Here is a 1,938-nt window from a genome sequence, read left to right as displayed (position 1 = left end):
CGCGAGACGGTACGCCGGCGTCTTGCCGAGGACGACCTGAAGCCGTGGCTACGAAAGATGTGGTGCATTCCGCACGTCGACGGCACCTATGTCGCCCGGATGGAGGATGTGCTCGACCTCTATGCTGAAGACGCTGATCCAAAGCGTCCAGTGGTTTGCTTCGACGAAAGCCCGACACAGTTGATTGGTGGAGTCCGCAAGCCGATCCCAGCCGCACCTGGTCAACTTGAACGTTACGATCGCGAATATCGACGCAATGGCACGGCCAATCTGTTCGTGTTTCTCGACGCGCACAGATCCTGACGTGATGTGAAAGTGACGGACTGTCAATCAGCGTTGAATAGTTTCCAGATACCAGCGTCCAATAGTTTCCACTTGGTCAGCCCGATTTCGTCTGTTTCTTACGCTGTTTGAATCGGAACGAATCATTGCCTGTTTCCAGGATATCGCAGTGGTGGGTGATGCGATCCAGCAAGGCCGTGGTCATTTTGGCATCGCCAAAAACTGTCACCCACTCGGCAAAGGACAAATTCGTGGTCACGATCAGCGAGGTCTTTTCGTAGAGCTGGCTGATCAGGTGGAACAGCAACGCGCCGCCGGAGGCCGGGAACGGCAGATAGCCCAATTCGTCGAGGATCACGGCGTCGGTCGGCACCAGTTGCCGGGCCATATTTCCGGCCTTGCCCTGCTGTTTCTCCCGCTCCAACTGGTTGACCAGATCGACCGCATTAAAGAAGCGCACGCGTTTGCCCTGATGGATGGCGGCGACGCCTAAGGCCGTCGCCAGATGAGTCTTCCCGGTGCCCGTTCCGCCGACCAGGATCAAATTGTGCGCCGATTCCATGAATCCAGCGCTCGCCAGTTGCTGGATCTGCGCCTGCGGCAACGGCGTTTCTGCCCAATCGATGCCGGTTAGATCCCGATGCACCGGGAAGCGCGCCGCCTTGAGCTGATATCGCAGGCTGCGCACCTGACGATCGGCCAGTTCGGCCTCGATCAACCGATCCAGCCAGGCCTCGGGTTGCACCGGCCGCCGCGGCCCCTCGGCGAGCAACTCGCTCCAGGCGGCCGCCATGCCATACAGATGTAGCGCGTTGAGTTGGGCCAAGCGGTCAGTGCCAGGGGGTTTAGTGGAGGACATGGCTGACCTCGCGCAAATGGTCGTATCGGCCGCAATCAGCGAGCGGTTCGAGCCGGAGCTTTAACATGTCAGGCACGTTCAGCATGATCGGTTGCCCTGGCGCGATCAGCCGACGCATCTCGTTCAGCACGACCGACGCAGTGACGACATTGCCGTCCAGCACCAGTTCGCAGGCCACTTGCAGCGCCTCCAGACCTACCTCACGGGCCATCATCAGCAATTCGACGAAGGCGCGATCCCCTTTGGGCTGCTTGAGGATGTGATCCCGCACAAGTTGGATCGCGATCGGCAGTTCCCATTCGCGGAACGGCACGCCATTGCGTAATGCGCCGGGTTTGCGTTCCAGAATTGGCAGGTAGTGCCACGGGTCGCAGATCAACTGATCACGCCCGAAACGGCGCGCGTGTTCGGCGATCACCGCGCCGTCGGCCACGACGCGGATCGCGGTCGCCGTGCTGCGCACCGAGACCGCGCGCCCAGCAAACGCCGCCGGAACGCTGTAGCGGTTGCGGTCCAGCACTACGAGGCAGGTGCTGGAGACCCGCAGCATATGCTCCACATACCCATCGAACGATGCGGTGATCCGCCGTAAAGCAAGCTGCTCGGCAATGAAGCAAGTGGCAATCGACTGCTCCGGGGTCACCGGATGCTTGCGCTGTGCCAATTCCCGGCAGCGCGTCGCCAGCCATTCGTTCAACGCCTCGAAGCTGGCAAACCGCGCCAGTGGCGTAAACAGCCATTCGCGGATGTTGCCGACCTGGTTCTCGACCTGGCCCTTCTCCCAGCCTGAGGCGGGC

The 1,938-nt window shown here is 60.8% G+C and carries 2 protein-coding genes and 1 pseudogene; 1 reads left to right on the top strand and 2 read right to left on the bottom strand.

What is annotated here, in order from left to right:
* Nucleotides 1-300 (top strand): annotated as a pseudogene (locus VGC62_RS02930) (IS630 family transposase); the annotation flags it as partial.
* Between the two features lie 79 nt (nt 301-379).
* Here VGC62_RS02930 and istB read toward each other — a convergent pair.
* Both istB and VGC62_RS02920 read right to left on the bottom strand, forming a co-directional pair.
* Nucleotides 380-1,141: an IS21-like element helper ATPase IstB gene (gene istB / locus VGC62_RS02925; RefSeq protein ID WP_414705734.1), complete on the bottom strand. Its 762-nt coding sequence runs from the start codon at nt 1,139-1,141 to the stop codon at nt 380-382.
* A partial coding sequence (locus VGC62_RS02920) for a Mu transposase domain-containing protein (RefSeq protein ID WP_414705733.1) occupies nt 1,128-1,938 on the bottom strand: 811 nt, incomplete at its 5' end. The genes VGC62_RS02920 and istB, both read right to left, overlap by 14 nt.

The organism is Pseudomonas sp. (assembly GCF_036404235.1).
GTDB lineage: Bacteria > Pseudomonadota > Gammaproteobacteria > Pseudomonadales > Pseudomonadaceae > Aquipseudomonas.
The sequence above is the reverse complement of the archived record's forward strand: the minus strand, read 5'-3'. Positions and strand labels throughout refer to the sequence as shown.